This is a genomic window from Variovorax sp. CF313, from assembly GCF_000282635.1.
In the GTDB taxonomy this organism is placed as follows: domain Bacteria; phylum Pseudomonadota; class Gammaproteobacteria; order Burkholderiales; family Burkholderiaceae_C; genus Variovorax.
Genome location: NZ_AKIW01000077.1, coordinates 144,141 through 166,092, shown reverse-complemented (window position 1 = coordinate 166,092; position 21,952 = coordinate 144,141). Strand labels below are relative to the sequence as shown.

20 protein-coding genes are annotated in these 21,952 nt (G+C 63.7%); 6 read left to right on the top strand and 14 right to left on the bottom strand.

The genetic code is table 11. The annotated features are described in order from the left end of the window. The 5 genes from PMI12_RS19610 to PMI12_RS19590 form a co-directional block, all read left to right on the top strand. The coding region (locus tag PMI12_RS19610; protein WP_007835943.1) for an IS5 family transposase at window positions 1-472 on the top strand (472 nt) is incomplete at its 5' end. Between the two features lie 615 nt (window positions 473-1,087). Further along, on the top strand, window positions 1,088-2,068 hold the full coding sequence (locus PMI12_RS19605) for a Bug family tripartite tricarboxylate transporter substrate binding protein (RefSeq protein ID WP_007835942.1): 981 nt from the start codon (window positions 1,088-1,090) through the stop codon (window positions 2,066-2,068). Window positions 2,069-2,297: 229 nt separating this feature from the next. Then, window positions 2,298-3,380, top strand: a complete 1,083-nt coding sequence (locus tag PMI12_RS19600) for a ketopantoate reductase family protein (protein WP_007835941.1) — start codon at window positions 2,298-2,300, stop codon at window positions 3,378-3,380. Next, window positions 3,377-4,819, top strand: a complete 1,443-nt coding sequence (locus PMI12_RS19595; RefSeq protein ID WP_042673792.1) for an FAD-binding oxidoreductase — start codon at window positions 3,377-3,379, stop codon at window positions 4,817-4,819. The genes PMI12_RS19600 and PMI12_RS19595 overlap by 4 nt, the downstream gene beginning before the upstream one ends. Beyond that, on the top strand, window positions 4,816-5,676 hold the full coding sequence (locus PMI12_RS19590) for an amidohydrolase family protein (RefSeq protein ID WP_007835939.1): 861 nt from the start codon (window positions 4,816-4,818) through the stop codon (window positions 5,674-5,676). The genes PMI12_RS19595 and PMI12_RS19590 overlap by 4 nt, the downstream gene beginning before the upstream one ends. A gap of 245 nt (window positions 5,677-5,921) precedes the next feature. Here the strand turns inward: PMI12_RS19590 and PMI12_RS19585 are convergent, their stop codons facing one another. From PMI12_RS19585 to PMI12_RS19530, 12 genes are all read right to left on the bottom strand, one after another. Continuing rightward, complete coding sequence (locus tag PMI12_RS19585) at window positions 5,922-6,740, bottom strand: IclR family transcriptional regulator (protein ID WP_007835938.1); 819 nt, start codon at window positions 6,738-6,740, stop codon at window positions 5,922-5,924. Window positions 6,741-6,899: 159 nt separating this feature from the next. Continuing rightward, window positions 6,900-7,607 (bottom strand): 4-carboxy-4-hydroxy-2-oxoadipate aldolase/oxaloacetate decarboxylase, encoded by a 708-nt coding sequence (locus PMI12_RS19580; RefSeq protein ID WP_007835930.1) that lies wholly within the window; start codon window positions 7,605-7,607, stop codon window positions 6,900-6,902. A gap of 30 nt (window positions 7,608-7,637) precedes the next feature. Next, window positions 7,638-8,531: a TauD/TfdA dioxygenase family protein gene (locus PMI12_RS19575; protein WP_007835929.1), complete on the bottom strand. Its 894-nt coding sequence runs from the start codon at window positions 8,529-8,531 to the stop codon at window positions 7,638-7,640. Between the two features lie 61 nt (window positions 8,532-8,592). Next, window positions 8,593-9,561, bottom strand: coding sequence for a Bug family tripartite tricarboxylate transporter substrate binding protein (locus PMI12_RS19570; RefSeq protein WP_007835928.1), 969 nt, complete (start codon window positions 9,559-9,561; stop codon window positions 8,593-8,595). Window positions 9,562-9,575: 14 nt separating this feature from the next. After that, window positions 9,576-10,763, bottom strand: coding sequence for an alpha-hydroxy acid oxidase (locus PMI12_RS19565; RefSeq protein ID WP_007835927.1), 1,188 nt, complete (start codon window positions 10,761-10,763; stop codon window positions 9,576-9,578). A gap of 145 nt (window positions 10,764-10,908) precedes the next feature. Continuing rightward, window positions 10,909-11,739, bottom strand: a complete 831-nt coding sequence (locus tag PMI12_RS19560; protein ID WP_157632243.1) for an IclR family transcriptional regulator — start codon at window positions 11,737-11,739, stop codon at window positions 10,909-10,911. A 104-nt stretch (window positions 11,740-11,843) separates the two neighbouring features. Next, window positions 11,844-12,851: an HpcH/HpaI aldolase/citrate lyase family protein gene (locus PMI12_RS19555; protein WP_007835924.1), complete on the bottom strand. Its 1,008-nt coding sequence runs from the start codon at window positions 12,849-12,851 to the stop codon at window positions 11,844-11,846. Between the two features lie 34 nt (window positions 12,852-12,885). Next, window positions 12,886-14,136 carry a CaiB/BaiF CoA transferase family protein gene (locus tag PMI12_RS19550; RefSeq protein ID WP_007835922.1) on the bottom strand — a complete coding sequence of 417 codons (1,251 nt, stop codon included), beginning with the start codon at window positions 14,134-14,136 and terminating at the stop codon, window positions 12,886-12,888. Between the two features lies 1 nt (window position 14,137). Continuing rightward, window positions 14,138-15,136: an HpcH/HpaI aldolase/citrate lyase family protein gene (locus tag PMI12_RS19545; protein WP_007835921.1), complete on the bottom strand. Its 999-nt coding sequence runs from the start codon at window positions 15,134-15,136 to the stop codon at window positions 14,138-14,140. A gap of 53 nt (window positions 15,137-15,189) precedes the next feature. Continuing rightward, entirely contained in the window at window positions 15,190-16,176 is a 987-nt protein-coding gene (locus PMI12_RS19540) for a Bug family tripartite tricarboxylate transporter substrate binding protein (protein WP_007835918.1), read from the bottom strand. Between the two features lie 37 nt (window positions 16,177-16,213). Further along, a complete protein-coding gene (locus PMI12_RS19535) occupies window positions 16,214-16,720 on the bottom strand; it encodes a flavin reductase family protein (RefSeq protein ID WP_007835917.1) in 507 nt (168 codons plus the stop codon). 15 nt (window positions 16,721-16,735) lie between these two features. After that, window positions 16,736-18,100, bottom strand: a complete 1,365-nt coding sequence (locus PMI12_RS19530; RefSeq protein WP_007835915.1) for an LLM class flavin-dependent oxidoreductase — start codon at window positions 18,098-18,100, stop codon at window positions 16,736-16,738. A gap of 176 nt (window positions 18,101-18,276) precedes the next feature. On the opposite strand from PMI12_RS19530, the gene PMI12_RS19525 reads away from it, so the two are divergent. Next, window positions 18,277-19,164 (top strand): LysR family transcriptional regulator, encoded by an 888-nt coding sequence (locus tag PMI12_RS19525; RefSeq protein WP_007835914.1) that lies wholly within the window; start codon window positions 18,277-18,279, stop codon window positions 19,162-19,164. 200 nt (window positions 19,165-19,364) lie between these two features. Here the strand turns inward: PMI12_RS19525 and argE are convergent, their stop codons facing one another. Further along, window positions 19,365-20,531, bottom strand: a complete 1,167-nt coding sequence (gene argE, locus PMI12_RS19520) for an acetylornithine deacetylase (protein WP_007835909.1) — start codon at window positions 20,529-20,531, stop codon at window positions 19,365-19,367. An 86-nt stretch (window positions 20,532-20,617) separates the two neighbouring features. Continuing rightward, window positions 20,618-21,919 carry an MFS transporter gene (locus PMI12_RS19515; RefSeq protein WP_007835907.1) on the bottom strand — a complete coding sequence of 434 codons (1,302 nt, stop codon included), beginning with the start codon at window positions 21,917-21,919 and terminating at the stop codon, window positions 20,618-20,620. Between the last annotated feature and the right edge of the window lie 33 nt (window positions 21,920-21,952).

Here is a 21,952-nt window from a genome sequence, read left to right as displayed (position 1 = left end):
CCAGTGGCACTTCGGGATGAAGGCGCACATCGGCGTGGACGCCGAGTCGGGACTGGTGCATACCGTGACGGCGACGGCCGCCAATGAAGCGGACGTGGAACAGGTGGCGGACTTGCTGCATGGCAAGGAAGAGCAGGTGTGGGCCGACTCGGGCTATCGGGGCGCGCAGGCGCGGGTGAAGCGCGATGTGCAGTGGCACATCGCGGGCCGGCCCAGCGACATGGCGAAGATGCCCGAGGGACGTGCCAAGGCCCGAGCGCGCAAGAACGAATATGAGAAGGCCAGCGTGCGGGCAAAGGTGGAGCATCCGTTCCGGGTGATCAAGCGCCAGTTCGGCTTGGTGAGGGTGAGGTTCAAAGGACTGGCCAAGAACACGGCGCACGTGATCACGCTGTTTGCTTTGTCCAATCTGTGGATGGCGCGCAAGAAACTGATGGCGATGACGGGACAGGTGCGTCTGCAAACAGTCTGAGGGCTCTGGATGAGGGGTAGACCTCATCGACTCGGGGCATCTGGCGGCGCGATGCGTCTCCATGCACACCATTGGCCTTCATCGCACACCAATCGGTGACCTGTTCAGACCTTCCTTAGAGCGCTCGGGATGACTGGTGCTCGTGAAGCTAGTGACGCACAGGGGTAGACCAGCTGCCATCGAGGGCGAGCGCACCTTGTGCCGCGCAGACGATGCAGCCGCCGAAGGCCGAAGACAGCAATTGAGGCCGCAGGGAATAGGGGGTGTCATCGCGGTGAAGAAGGTGCGTTTGCGTCGGGTACGAAGTCATCGCCGAGAGGAATACGGCAGCGGCCATCGACTTCACTGTTGCGTCCAGCGGTAGGACCGCCGTCAGCACTGGCCGTGAAGCTCGCGGGAACCCCTGACTTGGCTGCATAGACCTCCCGGATCTTCGGCCCCGCCAATAGCTGAGGGTCGATCCGCAGTCCGTCCATCACATGGCGTGACTCGGATCGTTGCTGAAGCGAAAAGTTCAAGGGATGGAACGCCGCCCTTGAACCCTATTGGCAGTAAATAGGCGGCCCGCTAATCTGAAAAAGTCATCCCAAGAGATGGAAAAAACCTGGAGACAACATGCATTTCCCCACCTTGAACAAGACCCGTCGTGCCATTGCGCTTGCGTTTCTAAGTTTTTCGACCTTTGCGTTAGCGCAGGGCTTTCCTAGCCGGCCGGTGACCATCGTCGTTCCCTTCGTGGCCGGGAGTCCGACCGACGTCGCTGCCCGAGCGTTTGCGACCGACTTCTCCCTGGCCCTCAATACTCCGGTGGTGATCGACAATCGACCGGGTGCGAATCAGACCATCGCAGGCGGCTACGTCGCACGCAGCGTGCCTGACGGCTACACATTGTTCTTCGCCAACTTGCCGGCCGTGGCGCCACCCTCTATTCAGGCCAGCCTGCCCTACAAAGGGATCAGAGATTTCGCAGCGATCTCCGACATCATGACCATAGGGTTCATCCTTGTGACGTCGCCCGATGTGCCGGCCACCTCGCTCAAGGAATTTGTCGCCTTGCTGAAAGCCGATCCGTCGAAGTATGCGTACGGGTCGTCTGGAATTTCCACGCCCATTCATCTGATGGCGGAGATGTTCAACAAGGAAATCGGAATCAAGACGTTGCACGTGCCGTACAAGGGTGGCAACCAGGTACAGATAGACATGATGGCCAATCGCGTGACGTACGCCTTCCTGCCTACTGGCTCGATGGAGTATGTACGTGCGGGAAAACTCAAGACCTTTGGCGTTGCATCCGAAAAACGAGATCCGGCCTATCCTGACATCCCCACCATGGAAGAGGGTGGGTTGCGGAGTTTCAAGGCCACCGTCAGGTTTGTGCTCGTAGCACCAAAGCAGACGCCATCGGATGTCGTCGGCAAATTGAACGCTGCGGCCAACAAGGTCCTCTCCAGCGAAGCCTTTTACACGCGAGTGAAGTCGGTGGGGGGCGTAGAGATGTCGCGCCCCGCTACGCCGTCGCAAGTGGCGGCGCAGATTGCGGGAGAGGAAGCGAAATGGGACGCACTGGTGAAGAAGGCCGAAATTCAACTGGAGTAAGTGACCGAATCCGATCGTACGGGGTCCGTCGATGGGCCCTATTCGGGGTCGGGTTCCATTGATGTACGAATCGACTTCACGCAGTGCCAAGAGACATCGGTCGAGAGACTGGTGGACAACGGAGCGTCTCGAGAATTCAAACCATGAAAATACGCATTCGACCCGCGATGAATTCTTCGCACGACTTGCGTACGCTCGAAATCATTCAAGTAACGACCAGGAGTGAGCAGTGAAACGAATTTGCATCGTCGGTGCCGGTGCGGTGGGCGGCTATGTGGGAGCCCACTTGGCGGGTGCCGGTCTCGATCCCGTCCTGGTGGATGCCTGGCCGGAGCACGTGGAGGTCATGCGCAAAAATGGGCTGTTGGTGACCGGCATGAACGGCGCCGGCTCTGTTCAGACCCCGGTGCGAGTGCTGCACTTGTGCGATGTGCCGCAACTGGTGCGTGAGGAGCCGTTCGACGTCGCCTTCATCGCGGTCAAGTCCTACGACACGGAATGGGCAACGCAGCTGATCCTCCCCTACATGGCTCCGACCGGCTGTCTGGTCTCGTTGCAAAACAGCATCAATGAACCGTCGATCGCGGCCATTGCCGGTTGGCAGCGCGTGCTGGGTTGCTCGGTGAGTGCGCTTGCGGCTGAACTGGTGGCGCCGGGGCGCATCGTGCGCAACTCGCCGTTGGGCGACGAGAAAAAGCCAGGTATGCGCGTTGGCGAGATACATGGCCGGGTCACGCCACGTGCCGAGGCGATCGCGCGCTTGCTGGAGAACGGGGATTCTTCCAAGGTGACCACCAACCTTTGGGGCGAGCGCTGGTCCAAGCTGGCCATCAACGCCATGCGCAATGGCGTTTGTGCCGTGACCGGAATGACTGGAAAGCAGCGCGACACCCACGATTTGGCGCGCGATCTTTCCATTCGGCTTGGCAGCTCCTGCATTCGCGTAGGTCGGGCCATGGGACTGGAGCTGGAACCTGTGGGCGGATTGGATCTAGATCTTCTCGCTAGGGCCGAGGACGATCCCGCTGCGCTCGAGGCCATCACGACAATGATCATGGAGGTCGCCAATTCCCGCAGCGACGCGCAGCGCCCGTCGATGGGCCAAGACATTCTCAAGGGCCGTCGCACCGAAACCGACGGTATCAACGGTTTGGTCGCTCGCCAGGGCCTCGAGGTGGGCGTGGATGTCATGCTCCACCATCGCGTGAACGAGGCGATCCAGCGGATCGAGCGCGGCGAGATGCACGCCAGTCCAGCCTTGCTTCCAGAGCTCCTGGGCTACGCAGCGCCGCGAACCCCAGTCGCCAAATGAACGATCTGCTAGCGGCATTGAGCGCTCGCATCGGTGAGGCAAATGTCTTCACCGCCACCGCGGACACTGCCCCCTACGAGCACGATTGGCGGCGCAAGTATTTTGGACGGTCTATGGCCGTGGTCTGTCCTGCCAGTACTGAGGAGGTAGCAGCCGTTATGCGACTGGCGCACCATTGGCGTGTGCCCGTGGTTCCCCAGGGCGGCAACACCGGCATGTCCGGCGGCGCCACGCCGGACGGGTCGGGTCGTCAGCTTGTGCTGAGCACGCGTCGCCTCAACCGCATCCGCCGGATCGATACTGCCAATGACACAGCGGAGGTGGAGGCGGGTGTCGTGCTGCAGGCATTGCAGGAAGCCGCCCAGGTGGCGCAGCGCCTGTTCCCACTGTCTCTTGCGGCCGAGGGAAGCTGTACGCTCGGCGGCAATCTGGCCACCAACGCCGGCGGCACGGCCGTGCTGCGCTATGGCAATGCGCGGGACCTGACGCTGGGCCTGGAGGTGGTGACGCCAAGCGGGGAAGTCTGGAGCGGCATGCGTGGCCTGCGCAAGGACAACACCGGTTATGACCTGAAGCAGTTGTACATCGGTTCGGAAGGGACACTGGGCATCATCACGGCTGCGGCGCTGAAACTGTTTCCCTTGCCCAAGGCGAGGCGTACGGCGCTGATGGCCTTGTCAGGACTGGTCGCTGCAGTGGCATTGTTGGAGCATGCACGCGGCGAGCTAGGAGCGGGGCTCACCGCCTTCGAAGTGATCTCTGCGCGCTGCGTCCCTCTGCTCGCTCGCCATTTCCCGGCGTTGCGCTGGCCTTTCGCGCAGACCGCCCCAGTCACGGTCCTTCTCGAATTGAGCGACTACGAGAACGATGCGCATGCGCGTAATGTGTTGGACCGGGTGCTTGAGCATGCCCTGGAGGCAGGTCTGGCGGTGGACGGTGTCGTGGGCGAATCCGTTGCGCACTCGCGCGCGCTGTGGGCCCTGCGAGAATCGCTATCTGAGGCCCAGGCGCTCGAGGGAGTGCATGTGAAGCACGATATCGCGTTGCCGACCTCGGCGATCCCAGCCTTCGTCGCCGCTGCGGAGGATTCGGTCGAGCGCTTCGCCCCGGGCGCGCGTCCCGCCTGGTTTGGCCATCTAGGCGACGGAAACCTCCACTTCAACGTACTGGCGCCGATGGCATCCGATCCAGACCGCTTTGTCGCGAGGCAGAGCGAGCTCAACCGACTGGTCCATGATCAGGTCGCGGCGTTCGGCGGCTCCATCAGCGCTGAGCACGGGTTGGGTCAACTGCGTCGTGATGAAAACGTTCGCTACAAGCATCCGCTGGAGCTGCGGATGATGCAGGCCGTGAAGGAAGCGCTGGATCCGCTTGAACTGTTGAACCCTGGCAAGCTGCTGCCGGCCCGTGAATCTCAAGAGGCATTGCATATTCCATGACTGCTACTGCTACCCCAGAAGACCGCGTATCCATCCCGCGGCTGCCAGAAGGCAGCTGTGATTGCCACTTCCATGTCTTCGACCAGGCCCGCTATCCCTATGGCCCGTATCGCCACTACACCCCTCAGGACGCTCCGCTTGAGGACTATCTCGCTTCCTGCGAGCGCTTTGGGGTCACGCGCGGCGTTCTGATCCATCCCACCGTATTCGGGGCGGACCACCGTAGCTTCGAGGACATCCTGCAGAGGTATCCGGCGCGACTGCGCGGCGTCGCCGTCGTAGCGCCGGATACGTCGGACGAGGACATCGAGCGCTGGCACCGGCTCGGCGCGCGTGGCACGCGCATCACCACAATCTTTGCGGGAGACCCTGACTTTGAGGCGATCCGCCGCATTGCCGACAAGGTCAGGCCCTTCGGGTGGCATCTACAACTGCTGGTGGACGTGGTGCAACGGCCCAGGCTTGTGGCTCAGGTACGTGAGTTGGGTGTGGATGTGGTGGTGGACCACCTTGGCCACCATGAAGCACGACCGCTCCTGGACAGCGCTGGCTTTGCCAACTTGCGCTCCCAGATCGCCGAAGGGGCGGTCTGGGCCAAGTTGTCGGCACCCTACAGGGTATCGGCTCACTGCGAACGGGATCCCCTTGTCCAGCGCATCGTCGATGCATTGTCGGCGGCCAACATTCACCAACTTGTGTGGGGTACCGACTGGCCCCACCCCCACAGTCCTCATGCTGTGCCGGCGGAGGATCGCCTAGTGTCCTTGCTGCATGATTGGTTACCGGACTTGGCGCTTCGCGCGCAGGTCCTGGTGCAGAACCCGACGCGTCTGTACTGGGCCAACGAGGCGAACTGACGCTGACCGGGAGCGCTGAAACCCCGACCAGAGAATTGAGATGAAGGTAACCGCAATGGTGATGGCCGCGGTGCTGACGACATAGGTCGGAGTCGCATCCGCGCAGGCTTGTCCCAATAGGCCTGTGACTTTGGTGGTGCCCCAGTCCCCCGGCGGCACCACGGATGCCAGTGCGCGGCACATGGCACAGAAACTCAGTCTGACATGGGGCCAGCCGGTTTTCGTGGGCAACTCTGATGTCTGATCTATAAGTTGAGCCGGCGCGCCTCCAAGCTGAGTCCGGTCGCGGCGGCGTCGAGCTCGATGCGTAACTGCGGCAGGCGCTCCTCGCCATATAGTTCGGGTGTACCCAGCAGGCACAGCGCCGCGAACGCCTCGCCGTCCGACCCACGCACTGGCGAGGCAACGGCATGCACGCCTGGTACGACGTCGCCGAGATTCACTCCGAACCCGTGATGGTCGGAGCGCTCGCGCATCCGCTGCAATGCGGCGAGCCGCTCGGTGCCGCAGCGCGCGACCTCTTGCGCGACGTTGTCCAGTAGGATCTCGCGGGCCTGTCGCGCGTGCAAGGTCTGCAGGATCGCCACGCCGCCCGCCGTGGTGAATAGCGGTCTGCGAGAGCCAGGGTAAAGCACCGAGCCTGTCAGCGGCAGCTGTCCCTGGCGAACGCTGCACACATATTCATTGCCGCTGCGAAGCAGCAGTACCGCCACGCCGCGCATGCGGCGCGCAAATGCGTCCAATGTGACTTCCGCGCGGCGTTGGAACTGCGCGTGGTCAGGTAAGGCCAGTCCCAGCTCGTGCATCAACGGACCTGGCAGGTAGTGGCGGTCGGACGCTCGCTGGGCAACGAGGCGCTCTTCGACCATGCACGCGAGCATGCGGTGGACCGTGGCGCGGTCGAGGTCGCAAGCCACAGCCAAGTCGGAAAGGCGCCATCCGAATTGCGGCCGTGACGCGACCACGCGCATGAGCTTGATGGCGCGGCCAAGGCTGCGGGTGCCCGGGCGCTCGAACGTGGTGTAGGTAGCGGTGGCGTCCGGCGCCAGCTGTTCGATGTCCATCGTCGGTTCCTCGGCTGTGTACTTGGTTAGCCAGCCGGCGGCAGAGCCGAATGGCGCAACTCACGCATTCTGCGACGTTCCGCTTTGGAGCACGACTTACTTTTTTGCTTGAATGAGCCGCTCGCGTGAAGCGGCTGGAGTCACGGTACCTGCCGTGCCTCAGAGGTCGTCGAAAGCCGCGTCGGTCTCCTCGATGTCCATCGTGGCGTAGCTCGCCGCAGAACCGCCGAGATCCCACACCGCCTCGCCGCGTTCGACTGCCTTTGCCATGTCCTCTTCCTTGCGCATGCGCGTGAGGGCGGCCTGCACAGTGGTGCTGGCTTCTGCCCGGGGCACGCAGATCACGCCGTCGCCATCGGCCACGATCAGGTCGCCGGGATTCACGAGGACACCATCGCATACCACCGGGGCGTTCACGAGGCCATGCCCGTGCTTGTCGGGATGGACCGAGAGGATGTGCGTGGCCCATACCGCGCAGCCGAGCGACTCGACGGTGTCGGTATCGCGTACGCAGCCTTGCACCACCACGCCCGCGAGGCCCTTGCGCAGCGCATACCGTGCAGCCATGTCGCCCCATTGCGCGCCGGATGTCTCTGCGTCGCAGACGACCACCAGCACGTCGCCCGGCTGCGCAAGGTAGAGCGCTCGATGCATCATGAGGTTGTCGCCCGGCGCGCAGAACGCGGTGACAGCCGGCCCGGCGATGCGCGCACCTTTCTGGATCGGCCGCATGCGGCTGGACATGAGACCGCCGCGCCCGCGCGGCACCGCGGCCTCGTGCAGGTCCGATACGGTCACCTCTCGCGCTTGCGCGCACAGGACGGCGTCAACGCGGTTCACGCGCAGGAATACTTTGGATCGGTTCAAGATGGCTCCTTAGTTGCTGGCGCTCGGCACTCAGTGCGGCACGCAATGCGCGTCGGCAGACAAGCGGAACGTGGTGCGCTTCATCAGCCGTGGCTGACCTAGCTGCATCTCATCGCGGCGGTGCATGGTGCAGCCGTTGTCCCACAGCATGAGATCGCCGTTGTGCACCTTGTGCCGGTACACGAGCCTTGCGTCACCACCGGCCTCGAACAGGATCGGCAGCACGCGCGCGTTCTCCGCTTCGCTCAGACCCTCGATGGAAACCAGCGTGGTCGGGTCAGCGTAGAGCGCCTTGCGACCGGTGACAGGGTGCGTCAGCACCACCGGATGGAAGGCGTCGGGCAGCTTGGCCATTTCCTTGGCCTGTGCGCTTTCCTTGTCCTTGAGTTCCAGTGTGTTCATGATCGCCATCCGTTTGGCGTAGCGATAGGTTCCTGTGCGGCCTTCCACCAATTGCTGGATGTCGGCGGGCAACAAGTCCCATGCGCCGTACTGATCGGCCCAGTAGATATCGCCTCCGCCTTTAGGCACTTCCACGCCGTAGAGGATGGCCCCGGTTGCTGGCCTCACCTTGAATGTCTGGTCGGAGTGCCAATCCACATCATCACCGCCAGCGAAGCCGCCGACGAAGCGGCCGTCTGCGTAGCGCAGCGTGCTGAAATAGATGATCTCCTCGCGATAGGGAGACTGAATGTCCTTGCGGTTTGCGCTTTCGCAGCGACCGAACAGTTCGGTGAAGCGAACTTGTTCTTCCTCTTCAAGCGACTGGCGGCGGAAGATGATGACGGGCGCGGTTTGCCAGAGCTGGCGAACCTGTTCCACCGCGTTGGGGTCGGTCAGCAGTTCGTTGATGCGCTCATCGATCTCGATGACGAAATCGGAATGCAGCTTGCGGTACTTAAGTTCTTGCGCGAGAGCGGACATGACGTGTCTCCTTGGTTTGGGCGATGCGGGGATGCGAAAAGTGTGGGGAGGGGAAACCGATTCAATCGACCTTCATGCCGGCGCTGCGAATGATCTCGGCGTTGGTCAGGCGCTGGGAGCGCAGCCACGCCACCAGTTGGGCATGGTCCATGGGGGGGGCAGGTTCGAATCCGAGTTCGTGCAGGGCCTTGGCCGTCTCGGGGAGCGCGAGGATCTTGCGCATCTCGGCGGCTAGGCGTTCGCGGATTTCCCCTGGTGTGCCACGCGGCGCCATCAGGACGTTCCACGCGACGACACTGAAGCCGTCGAGGCCCTGCTCGGCCACGGACTTGATTTCCGGCAGTGCGGTCATCGCCTTGGCCGAGGTCACGGCCAGCGGCTTGATTTTTCCGAACTGTGCCCGCGACGCCGCCACAGTGTCGATCAGTACCGGCACCTGGTTGCCGAGCAGCGCGGTCATCGCCTCGCCGGAGCCCTTGTACTTGATGGAGAACAGCGGGACGTTTTTCCGCTTCATCATTTCCAGCACGAGTTGCGCGGTCACGCTGGGCAACGCCACGTCGACCTTGTCGGGGCGGCTCCTGGCGAGCTTGATCAGCTCGGGCAGCGAATTGACGTTCAGCGACGGGTGCACCGAGATCACCATGGGGATGAAGGCCGTCGCGATGATCGGCTCGAAGTCCTTCTCCGCATCGAATCCCGTGTTGTCGTATAGCGCAGGATTCATGGCGTGCGTGCCGGACGCACCCATGATCAGCGTGTAGCCGTCTGGTGTGGCGCGGGCGGCGAATGCGGTTCCGATGTTGCCGAAGGCTCCGGCCCTGTTCTCGACCACCACACCCTCGTTGAGCGCGGCCGACAGCTTCGCGGCGAAGTAGCGCGTGGCAATGTCGGTGCTTTGTCCCGGCGGATAGGCCACGACGATCTTGATCGGGCGGTTTGGGTAGGCCTGCGCGAGGGCGCCGCCTGCGAGCAACAGGGCCAGCGGCGCAGCCACCAGCCAGCGTGCCAGCCTGGAAATTGAAATCATCGTGTCTCCTTCTTTCAAGTTGTTTGTCCGGAGGCATCGGCCGGCATTGCGCTTTCGGTGCGCAGATAGCGCGCGTCGAGAGCGTCGAACGAACTGCATCCGATCTGGGCCATGACCATGTCTATTTCGTTGCGCACGATCTGAATGGCCCGTGCGATGCCTTGCGGACCACCCGCCGCCGCGCCGAAGAGCGTCGGTCGGCCGAAAAGCGCGAAGCGCGCGCCCAGGCAGCGCGCGATGACGATGTCTGAGCCGCGGCGAACACCGCTGTCCACCAGCAGTTCGACGCGTTCGCCGACCGCCGCGCGAATGGCCGGCAGCATCTCGATGGGCGTAGGGGCCACATCAAGCTGGCGGCCGCCGTGGTTGGAGACAATGAGCGCATCGATGCCAAGGGCCGCGGCCTGGCGTGCGTCGTCAGGGTGCAGGAGCCCTTTCACCACGAGCGGCCCGTTCCAGGCTGCGCGAATGTGCTCCAGTGTCTGCCACTTGATCATGGGCGCTGGCGTGAGCGTGCCGTACAGGTCGGCCACCTCCGATGCGGTAGCTCCCGCGCGACCGTAAGGCGCCCAGTTGCTCATCATCGGAATGCCGCCAGTGCGCAGGTAGCGCAACACCCACGCCGGGTGACCCAGAGCCTCGAACACCACGGCGGGCGTCATGCGAAACGGCCGCGAGAAGCCGTTGCGGCGATTGCGCTCGCGGTTGGAGTTCACAGGCACGTCCACCGACACCACCAGCGTGCGCACGCCTGCGTCGCGTGCGCGCTTGACGAGGTCGGTGTTGATACGCTCCTCGCGCGTGCCGTAGATCTGGAACCAGACATGGTCGGGCGCAAGCCTTGCAACGGACTCCACTGAGGCGTTGCTCGCGCTCGACAGCAGGAATGGAACATCCGCCTGCCTGGCTGCCTGTGCGAGAAGCTCGTCGGCGCCCGGGTGGAAGAGGCCCGCAAGGCCGGTCGGGGAAATGCCAAAGGGGCTCGCATAGCGGCGGCCCAGAAGCTCGGTCGACTGGTCGCGCACGGACACGTCGACGAGGTAGCGCGGCACCAGCTGGAAGCGACGGAAGGCCGCGCGGTTCCGGCGTACGCATTCCTCGTCGTCCACTCCGCCATCGATGAAGTCGAAGGCGATCCGGGGGAGCTTGCGCTGCGCCATGAGGCGCAGGTCTTCGAGGTTGACCGCAGTGTTGACGTTCATCGCTTCTCGTTGTGGATTTGTCTCTCCATTCGAGAATATCGACGGGTGTTTTCGCTGCCCATAGGGCTCGGCAGCGGAGTTTCACAATTTGAACTTCTTGAATCGATCTCTTAGTAGTCGAAGGGGGCGAGTCGGTCGTCCCCGGCTAGAGGTCGGCGGCAAGCCCCGCATGCATCACGGTGCCGAGGCACTCTCGCGCGTCCTGCTCGACGGTGACGGCGACGTCCTCCAAGGCCCGGCGGATTTCAGGGAGCTGTGCCTCCGGGAACTGCTCGGCGAGACCGGTCAGGCACACTGCCGCGACCGCGCGGCCGTGATCACCGCATACAGGAACGGCGAAGGCATGCACGCCGGCCACCACGTCGCCGAGGTTGACGCCGAACCCATGGCGCTGTGAGCGTTCACGCATCTTCCTGAGCGCGCCCAGGCGGCCGTCGCCGCGTTGTGCGATCTCCTGCTGAACGTTGTCCGTCAGAATGTTCTCGGTCTCCAGCGAAGGCAGGGTCTGCAGGATCGCGATGCCGCCCACCGAGGTAAAGAGAGGGCGACGAGTGCCGGCGTGCACCATTAGTCCACGCAGCTCGAGCGAGCCTTGACGGACGGCGCAGACGTACTCGTTACCGCTTCGAAGAATCATCCAGGCAATTGCTTCGGTTTGCTTCGCGAACTTTGCCATGCGACGCTCGCAGGCCTGTTGGAAGGCCGCGTGCCCTGGCAGCGACAGGCTCAATTCGTAGAGCATAGGCCCTGGAAAATAGTGCTTGTCGGCGGCGCGCTGCTGCACGAAGCGCTCGCGCACGAGGCAGGAGAGCACCCGATGCACGGTGCCCTTGTCGACCTCGCAACGCGCGGCAAGATCCGACAATCGCCACCCAAACTCGCCGCGTGCGGCCAACTCGCGCAGGACGCGCAATGCCCGTTCGATGCTCTGGGTGCCGTGGTTTGCCGCGGCCGAGGTCTTGTGCAAGGTTTTCACGTGAACGGATGACGTCGAGGCTCCCGTTCGGCTGCCGCAGGCGAAAGGAGAGAGCACGAATTCTCGCCTCTCATCGAACCCGGTGCTTGCGAACCACAGGGGGGTCAAGTGCGCGCGAAGAAACGCTGTCGCGCCTGCGGTGGCAAGTCTGCGCCTCCTGCCTCGGCGGCGCGCAGCACGCTCCAGAAGTAGCGGTAGGTGGCGCGGTCGTGCAACTCGCCCTCGTGACGGATCGGCCCCCATTGCGCATCACCAGCGGCCAGAAGGATCTGCGCGGCCTGTTGCGTTTCTCCCGCATCGGGTGTCATCGCCTCGACGATCGGACGGATCTGGTCAGGGTGCACGCTCCACATGCGCAGGAAACCGAACTCGCGCCGCGCGCGGTAGGCGTCGTTGCGTGTGGCCAGCGGATCGCGCAGCGTGAGCGACACGTTGTGCGCAGGCACCAGCCCGTTGGCCAGCGCTGCCGCCACGATGCGCGTCTTGGCGCGCACCAGCAATGGGTGCTCGAACTGACCGGGACTACGCATGGCCTCGAAGCCAATCGCACCCTGATGGTCGCTGACGAAATCCATCAGACCGAAGTCGAGCACCTGCACGTTCGGCAGCGCGGCAATCTCGAAGACGTCACGCAGTGCGCCGTGCGTTTCGATCAGCACGTGCACGGGAATGTCGCGCGGTAGGCCCGCCACCGTGCTGCGCGTGCGGATGTACTCGATCATCAAGGCGACGTCCGCCGTGCGCACCGCCTTGGGGAGCGTGAGATAGGCCAGGCGGTGCCCCGCATCGCCGATCAGCGTGTCGATGTCGGTGCGCCAGTGGGTCGAAGAAGCGTCGTGGATGCGCGCGCCGACCATGTCGTGCCGGTTGGCCTGCGAGGCGATGAAGCGAGCGGCCATTTCGGCATGCGCCTTTTCCTGTCCGGCGGCGGCGCCGTCTTCGCAATCGCAGGTGACATCGAATACCGGGCCGAGTTCGGCTTGCAGCTGGAGCGCCTTGGCGATGAGCTTTTCGCTGCCTGCATAGTGCTCGCAAGGCGCAAGGGACGGAAGTGCCTTTTCCCCGGAGAAAAGCGCGACGGAGGGATGGAGGGGGGGCGGGGTGGTGGTCATTGCGGCGGTTCGGTTCTTTGGGAGAGATGGATGACTAGGCCGCGCGCGCCGCGCGCAAGGCGGCGACGGCGCGGGCATCGAGGCCCAGCAATTCGGCCAGCACCTCCTGCGTGTGCGCGCCGAGAGCGCCGCCGAGGTTTCTCAGGCGAGCGGGTGTCTTCGACATGCGCGGTACCGCCGCGGGAACAACCAGTTCGCCGACGCGCGGGTCCTGCACACGCTGCAGGTTGCCTCGCGCCGCGTACTGTGGATCGGCGAAGATGTCGTCGATGGCCATGATCGGACCGCATGGGACGCCTGCGGCATCGCAACGCGCCACTGCGTCGCGCAGCTCGAAGCGGCCGATCCATCCGGCGATGGCGGCGTTGATCTCCGCCCGGCCGGCCAGCCGCTGTGCGTTCGTTGCGAAACGGTCGGGCGCCACCAGATCCGGTCGCTCCATCAGATGCGCCAGCCGCTCGAATATCTTGTCGCTGGAGCATGCCAGTGCTACCCATTTGCCCTCGGCGGTCTGCCAGTGGCCGTGCGGCACCACGTGAGGCACGTCGGCGCCGAGTCGGTGCCGCACCTCGCCGAACTTGCCGTAGGCCGGCACGAGCTCATCGAGCAGCCGGAAGATGGATTCGTAGAGCGACACATCGACCACCTGCCCCTCGCCGGTGCGTTCGGCCACGCGCAGCGCCATCAGCACCCCGAGCGCGCCCCAGAGGCCGGAGATGTAGTCGGCCAGCGAGGTCGACCCCGGCACCACGGGCGGACCATCGCGCATGCCGGCCAGGTGCGACAGTCCGCCAAATCCATGTGCCACGCGCGCGAAGCCGGGCTTTGCCCGGTACGGGCCTGTCTGGCCGTAGGCACTCACGCGCAGCAGCACGATGCGCGGGTTGACCTGGCGCAAAGTCTCGAAGTCCAGGCCCCACTTCTCGAGCGTGCCGGGGCGAAAGTTCTCCAGCACAGCGTCGGACTCCGCGACCAATTTCAGAAAGACCTCGCGCCCCTCGGGCACGCGCAGGTCCAGCGTGACGAAGCGCTTGTTGCGTGCCTCGCTGAGCCAGACGAGGGTGTCACCGCATTCGGTCGGGGTGCCGAACTTGCGCAGCGGGTCGCCGCCTTCGGGCTGCTCGATCTTGATCACGTCGGCGCCGAAGTCGGCGAGCACGGTGCCGCAGAACGGCGCCGCCACGAAGGTCGCGATGTCCAGCACGCGCACGCCTGAGAGCGTTTGTGGGGCGTCGGGCGTCTCATCCTGGAGCGGTGGGGAATCTGCGCGGGCTTCTTCTTTCATGTCACTGCCGGTTGACGCGCGCGGCCATGTGCCGTTCGATGACGGCCTGGCGCTGTTGAAGGGAGCGGGCCAGCTTGGCATGGGCGAGGTCGATCAGAACGCCTTTGTCCCCGACGGCACCGTTGCCTTGCGCGGCGGCGGACTCTAGCGTGCCGAGCACCTGTGTCGACCAAGCGAGCTGCTCGGCGGAAGGCGCATAGACCTCGTTCGCGATCTCCACCTGCGACGGATGGATGGCCCACTTTCCCTCGAAGCCAAGCGCCGCCGAGCGCGTGGCTGAAGCGCGGTAGCCCTCGGCGTCGCCAAAGTCGGTGAACGGTCCGTCGATGGCGCGAACGCCATAGGCACGGCAGGCATTGGCGATGCGCGCCAGCGCGAAGTGCCATTGGTCGTTCCAGTGGCGCTGGCGCACGCCTTGCGCGTCGGCAGCGGTCAGCACCGCGTATCGTGCGCTCGGCGTGCCGAACACGAAGTCGTCGGTCCGCATGTCCACCGTGTAGTCGCCGATGCCGAAGATCATGGCTTCCAGCCGGTCGGACGAGGCGGCAATCTCCTCCGCATGGGCTACGCCCAGTGACGTCTCGATCAGCACCTCGATGCCCACCCGCTTGTCGCGCCCTTTTTCGCGCTCGATCGCGCTCAACACCTGAGCCACGAACTGCACGTCGAACGCGGTGCCCGCCTTGGGCAGCAGGATCATGTCGAGCCGCGGGCATTCGCTGACCACGTCGATCAGGTCGCGGAGTGCCCAGGGCGTATCGAGCCCGTTGATGCGCACAGCGACGCTCTTGTTGCGCCAGTCGAGCGTGTTCAGGGCCTCGATGGCCTTGTGTCGGGCGTCGTCCTTGAAGCGATCGGCCACCGCGTCCTCGAGGTCGAGGAACACGACGTCGGCGTCGCTGGCGCACGCCTTCGAGAAGAAGCGCTCTGACGTGGCTGGAACTGCCAACTCGGAGCGTTGCAGGCGCTGCCGGCGCGGCTGGGTAATGGTGGCGGACACGAGGACTCCTGTTGCGAATGAACGGATGAATGAGATGGAGAGGGAAGGGCTTGCTACTGATCTACTTTGATGCCGTTGGCGACGATCAGCTCGGTCCACATCGGGACCTCGGCCTTGATGAAGTCACCGAACGCGGCACCGCCGCGCAGGTCGGGCAGGGCACCACGTTGCGTCATGGCGTCCTGCAGCGCCGGGTCGGACATCACGCGGTGAATGCCTTGCTCCATCGCCACGACCACGGCCTTCGGCGTGTTGGCGGGCAGCAGAAAGCCGGCCCAGCCCACGGCATCGAAGCCCGGGTAACCAGCTTCCGCGACGGTCGGTACGTCAGGCAGTTGCGGAACGCGTTGCGCGGAGGTGACGGCCAGCGCCTTCAACTGGCCGCCCCGGACGTAAGAGATGGCAGCCGAGACGGTGTCCACGCCTAGCGTGATCTGGCCGCCGAGCAGATCGCTGAGCATTGGCCCGCTGCCGCGGTAGGGCACCGCGATCACATCGATGCGCGCCTTCGCCTTGATCAGTTCGCCCGCCAGGTGAGGCGAGGTGCCCAGTCCGGCCACGCCCCATTTTTCCGCACCCGGCTTGCGCCGTGCAGTGGCGAGGAGTTGCTGGAACGAATCGATGCCCGAGCCCGGATGGGCCAGCACGATGAGGGGAGACAGGAACAGGCCGTGGACGGGTATGAAGTCGGTCACAGGGTCGTATGGCAGCTTCTTGCCGTACAGGCCGGGGTTGATGGCCATGGGGCCGCTACCGCCGACCGTGACCGTGTAGCCATCAGGCGCTGCATTGCGCCCCGCGAGCATGCCGGGAATGCTTGCGCCGCCGCCCTTGTTGTCGATGAACACCTGCTGGGGCCAGAGCTTTCCGAGTTCCACCGCGACCATGCGGCCGAACAGGTCGGCCGACTGTCCGGTTGTGTAGGGCACGACGATGCGTACCGGCTTGCTCGGGAACGGCGCTTTCGCCTGAGCGGCGAACGAGTGCACTGAGGGCCATGCCGCCGCGGCGCATGCCTGCAGCATTGTTCTTCGCTTCATGGTGTCTCCTGTCTTTTCCCTGGACTCGTCGGGCAGTTCAAGCCGCGCAGGCCGCGCGCGAGCGGTCACCCAGTGCGCTGAAGTTGCCCCGAAAATAGATCAGCGGCTCCGACTTGGAGTCGCTTCGAACGGCCTTGACAAGTCCGATGAACACCGAATGCGTGCCGTGGTCATGTGCCTGCAGCAGTTCGCAGTCAAGGCTGGCGAGTGCATCGCCCATTACCGGTGCGCCGGTTTCCTGCACGGCCCAGTCACTGCCTTCGAAACGCTGCTCGCCTTTCAGTCCTGTCATGCCGGCGAAGCGCGCGGCAATGTCCGCCTGGCCGTCGCGCAGCACGTTCACCGAGAACGATCGCGTCTGCAGGATCACGGGATGCGCGCTTGCCGTCTGGTTGACGCAGACGAGCACGGTGGGAGGGGAGTCAGACAGCGAGCAGAAGGCGGTGGCTGTGAGACCTGTTCTTGCCCCGGGGCACCCGGTGGCGATGACCACCGGCGCGCCCGCATGGTGCTTCATGAGTTGCTTGTAGGCACTGGCTTCCATGGGTTTCTCCTCGGTTTAGCGGTAGAGCTGCTTCCAGTCGCCGGCGCGAGGCCGGGCAAGTCCCAGGTTGTCGCGCAGCGTGGGACCTTCGTAGTCGTGGTGGAAGACGCCGCGGCGCTGGAGTTCAGGGACCACCAGCCGTACAAAGTCTTCGTAGCTGCCGGGCATGCTGGTGGCGGCGAGGACGAAGCCGTCGCAAGCGCCTGTGCGGAACCACTCTTCCATCTGGTCGGCCACGTCGCCTTTGCTGCCCACGAAGGTGGCGAGTTCGTCCGTGGTCCCGCGGCCGCTGAAGCGAAGGAAGTCGGACAGGGTGGGGCGTGCAACACCACTTTGCGCCACCACACGGTCGAGGATCGCGCGCAGGCCGGTGATGGAGGCCAGTTCTTCTTCGGTGAAAGGCTCGTCCGGCTTCTTGGTTGCGAAATCGAAGTTCAACACCTCCGACAAGAGCGCCAGTCCGTCGACCGGCCGCACCAGCGCGTCGATGGCGGCCTTCTTGTCTTCGGCCTCGGCGCGGCTTTCCGCCGCGACCACGTACACGGCAGGCGCCACCTTGACCTTGGCTGGGTCTCGGCCATGGGCCGCCACCTTGCGCTTGAAGTCAGCATAGGACTTGCGGGCCACGTCGATGTTCGGATAGATCACGAAGACGAGCTCGCCCCAACGTGCCGCGAATTCGCTGCCGCGTCCGCTCTGCCCCGCCTGGATGAGCACCGGGTGGCCCTGGTCGGAGCGCGGCACCGTGAATGGGCCACGCGACTTGAACCACTTGCCTTCGTGGTCGAGCCTGCGCACCTTGTCGGCGTCGGCGAAGCTGCCAGAAGCCTTGTCGTGCAGCAGGGCACCTTCCTGCCAGGTGTCCCAATGCCCCAGAACGACCTCGAGGAATTCATCGGCCCGCTCGTAGCGCAGGTCGTGAGCCAGGTGCTCCTGCGCGCCGAAGTTCGCGGCCTCCGAGTTGTTGAGCGAGGTCACCACGTTCCACGCCACGCGGCCCTTGGTGAGCAAGTCGAGCGTGGCGAACACACGGGCCACGTGGAAGGGTTCGTAGTAAGTGGTGGAGTAGGTGGCGCCCAGGCCCAGGCGCTCGGTGGCCAGCCCCATGGCGGTAACGACCGAGATGGGGTCGAGCTTGACCGCGCGCACGCCGTTCTCCACCGTGTCGCGGTGATCGTCGCCGTAGCGGTCGGGCATGGCGAGGCGGTCATCGAAGAATGCCATCTGGAACTTTCCTCGCTCCAGCGTCCGGGCGATGTGCTGGTAGTACGCCGGCGTGCCATAGCCGAGCTCTGTGTCGGGGTGACGCCAGGAGGCCACCAGGTTCGAGCAGTTCTGTGCCTGCAGGAAAGCCACGAGCGTCATCAGGGGTGCGGTCATCGAGTCTTGCCTCTTGTGCGAGTCATTGGGGATGGCTCGAATGCTAGGGTTGACCTTGACCTTCAACAACTCAAATAATCTGACTCATTGTTAAGAGTTATGGAACTATTAGATGGGCTCGATGATGAGTTCTGAGAGCGTAGAAATTTCGAAACAATCGATTTCACTATTCAGTCATGAGCATCAATCTAAAGCTGATCGGTACCTTCCTATCGGTCGCGCAGAACGGGAGTTTCCGCAAGGCGGCGGAGGAAACCCATCGCTCGTTGCCCGCGGTGAGCATGCAGGTCAAGCAACTCGAGGAGCAGTTGGGTGTCGCGCTGTTTCAGCGCACCACGCGCAAGGTCGAACTCACCCGAGAAGGAGAACAGTTGCTGATCAGTGCGCGCAAGGCATTGGCCGAACTGGAAGTGGGTCTGGCGCACCTCCAGCACGCCGCCGATGTGCAGCAAGGGCATCTCTCGTTCGCGTGTGTCCCTACCGTGGCCAGCACACGGCTGCCCGCGATCCTTACAGCCTTCGCAAAAAAATACCCGGGCATCACCGTGCACGTTCGTGAGTTGGCGAACCAGGATTTGTTGGAGGCGGTGCGTCGCCGTGAGGTCGACTTCGCAATTGGGCCTGTGCCCGAGAAGAAGGGCGAGCTGGAATTCGCCCCGATCTTTGTCGACGAGTACTGCGCAATGCTGCCGCGCGGCTACCAGGACGGCGGGCGGGCGAGCATCTCTTTGCGGGAGCTGTCCAAACTGCCGCTCTTGAAGCTGTCGAGTTCGACCGCATTCCGCGATCATGTGGACAGCGCGTTGAAAGCGAACGGATTGGCTTCGGACAGCGCTTACGAATTCATGCAGGTCACCACACTGGTGGCCATGGCGGAGGCGGGGCTGGGCATCGCGCTGCTTCCCCGCGTGGCCATTCCCCGGCGCACGTCGCTGAAAGTCGTGCGGATCATTGGTCCGGCGCTGAACCGTACCATCGCCACCGTGACGATTCGTGGTCACTCGCTGTCGCCCGCGGCGGCGCGCTTGGTCGACATGTGTACGAAGTTTCTCGCTGCAGAGTAGGCGCAGCCACTACCCTGCATCCCACGTTGGTAGGGCCTTGCACGAATCGCAGGCCTTGGGAGCGCGCGCGGTCGTCATCGGCCAGGGGAACGCTGTGGCGCATGTTGGCCTATCTGACCGGCAGGTAAGCTCACCTCCGCCTTGGCGGCCGATCTAGGAGGCGTACCGTACCGTTTCGTGCGGCGCGAGGCCGCATGGACTCAGGCGAGCGATCGGCCGAGCTTTCGAAGGAAGTCTTCGCAACTTTTTAGCTGGCTGATCTCCACGAACTCGTCGGGCTTGTGTGCCTGTTCGATATGGCCAGGCCCGCACACCACGGACGGAATGCCTGCCGCTTGGAATTGCCCGCCCTCGGTTCCATACGCAGCCTTGCGCGTGGCCTTGTCCTGGGCCAAAGCGCGAACGAGGGTGGTGATGGCGGCTTGCTCTGATGCATCGAGGAATGGCGCAGTGGGGCCAGCATCGATTTCAATGCTTGCCTCGGCGTACTCAAGGCGCATGCGGGGCAGCAATTGATAGCGGACGTAGCGCTCCACTTTCGCCTGGATCATTTCTGGCGACATGCCCGGCAAGTTGCGGAACTCGTACGTGAATTCGCAGAACTCAGGCACGGTGTTCATTGCGATGCCGCCGACGATCTGGTTCGTGCTCATGGTCGTGAACGGCACGTCGTAGAACTTGTCGTACGGACCTTCTGCCTTCATGCGATCGGCCAGGCTACGGATCCGGCAGATTAGACGAGCGGCGTATTCGATCGCATTGCAGCCCTGGGGTGTCAGCGACGAATGTGCTGCCTTGCCATGTACCCGGCAACGAAAGAGATTCACGCCCTTGTGCGCGACCATGACCTGCATGCCCGTGGGCTCGCCGACGACGCAGCCATCGGCCCGGAGCCCTCGGCGTTTGAGTTCGGCGAGCATCACTGGCGCGCCAAGGCACCCGATTTCCTCGTCGTAGGAGAGCGCCAAGTGGATCGGTTTGCTGCGAGTAGTCTGTAGGAATTCCGGGACCATTGCCAGTGTGGCGGCAATGAAGCCCTTCATGTCCGCCGTACCCCGGCCGTAGAGCTTCCCGTCCTTCTCGGTCACACTGAAGGGGTCCGTGTGCCAGTTCTGCCCGTCGACCGGAACCACGTCGGTGTGGCCCGAGAGAATGATGCCGCCCTGCGTGGTGCCGTCGCTGGCAGGCAGCGTGACGAAGAGATTGGCCTTGTTGCGCTGCGGAGAGTGAATCAGTTCGGGGTTCAGGCCTTGCGCAGTCAGCGCATCTCGGACGGTCTCGACCAGCGCCAGATTGGAGTTGCGGCTGGTGGTGTCGAACGACACCAGTAGATCCAGCCAGGATCGAGTCGTGGTTGAAGTCATCATGGTCTTGCGCGGAATGCGCTGGATATGTGAACCGACGCCGCGGCGGGCTTTGTGCCCGCGCGGTTGTAGGAGCGCGGGGCGAGGGATCAGTCGATGTGGGTGTCGTGGGCTCGATCGCGAACGAAGAATGACGCGATCAACCCCAGGAAGACGCCGAACATGACGTAGTAAGCAGCAGACATGGGCGAGCCCGTGGCGCGGATCAGCCAGGTGACGATGAACTGCGCGAAGCCGCCAAAGACCATCACCGCGACGTTGTAGGCCATGGACATCCCGACAGAGCGAACATTGGCTGGAAACAGCTCGGCAACCACCGTCGAGAACACGCCGAAGAAGGCCGCTGCAAATACGCCAACGATCATCTGCACGGTCATGAGCTTGGCAATGGTCGGCCCGTCGACCAGCCAGGCGTACAGCGGATACAGGACCAGCAGGTAGCCGAGCAGTGAGCCGATGAGTAAGGGGCGGCGCCCGATTCGGTCGGACCATGCCCCCATCAGCGGCATCATGACTACCATCAGTGCGGCGCCGGCCATCTGCACCAGGAAGGTGTCGTGCAACGGCAGCTTGAGCGTGACAGTGGAGAAGGTCACCAGGTAGGTGAACGTGATGTAGATCGAGACCGTGCACGTGACCACCAATCCCATGCCGACCAACGTTTCGCGAGCGTGGGTTCGCAGCATCTCGATCAGGCCAACTTCCTTGATTTCGCCGGTAGCCTTGGCTGCCTTGAGCCGCTTGAAAGTCTCTGGCTCCTCGACGTGGCGGCGAATGTAGATGGCCACCGGAACGATCAGCAGCCCGAAGGCGAAGGGCAGGCGCCAGGCCCAGTCCATCAGTTCCTGCTGGGTGAAAAAGTTGGTGATCAGGGTGCCGATCGCCGCGCCGATCAGCAGCGCTGCCATCTGGCCCGTCATCTGCCATGAGCCATAGAAGCCGCGCTTGCCCGGCGGAGCGAGCTCGATGAGCAGCGCGGTCGAAGTGCCGAATTCACCGCCTGCTGCAAAGCCTTGGAGAAGCCTCGCCAGAACGATGAATAGCGGCGCCAGGATGCCAATCGCCGCATAGGTTGGTGCGAGCGTGATCAATGCAATCGCAACGGCCATCAGGCCGGTCACCAACACCATGGCGGCCTTGCGGCCCTTCCTGTCGCCATAAAGACCGATCAGGATGCCGCCCACGGGCCGCATGAAGAAGCCCACGCCAAATACGGCAGTCGCGAGCAGGATCTGGTTGACGCTGTCGTCGGGATTGTTCGGGTTGCTGGGAAAGAAGAGCTTGGCCACGATGGGCGTCATGAATGCGAAGACCAGAAAGTCGTACCACTCCAATGCATTGCCGATAACGGCTGCCAGAATGTTTCGCTTGGACACTGCTTGGGTATTCACTAGAGATCCTTATATGTCGTTTCACTGCAAGCA